At 65.7% G+C, this 303-nt stretch carries 1 protein-coding gene; it reads left to right on the top strand.

Annotated features, from left to right (window positions below):
- Positions 1-303, top strand: a 303-nt coding sequence (locus BN1800_RS39875) for a multicopper oxidase domain-containing protein (RefSeq protein WP_179214047.1), incomplete at both ends; no start/stop codon positions are given.

The following is a 303-nucleotide window of genomic DNA, read 5'->3' as shown; positions in this document are numbered from 1 at the left end:
CCTGGACAAAGACATCGGCGATGGGTCTGCCCGACGCCCCGACAATGGCATCGGCCGACATGCAGCCGCCGCTTCATCCGGCCTCGGGTCCGGACTACCAGCCGGTGGTCACCCTCAACGGCTGGACCCTGCCTCACCGGATGAACAACGGCGTCAAGGAGTTCCACCTCGTCGCCGAACCGGTCGAGCGCGAGATGGCCGACGGCATGACCGCATATTTATGGGGGTACAACGGACAGTCGCCCGGCCCGACGATCGAGGCCGTCGAAGGCGACCGCGTCCGCATCTTCGTCACCAACAAGC

The organism is Rhizobium sullae, from assembly GCF_900169785.1.
Taxonomy (GTDB): domain Bacteria; phylum Pseudomonadota; class Alphaproteobacteria; order Rhizobiales; family Rhizobiaceae; genus Rhizobium; species Rhizobium sullae.
Note: the sequence above shows the minus strand (reverse complement) of the source record. Positions and strands in the feature narration are given on the sequence as shown.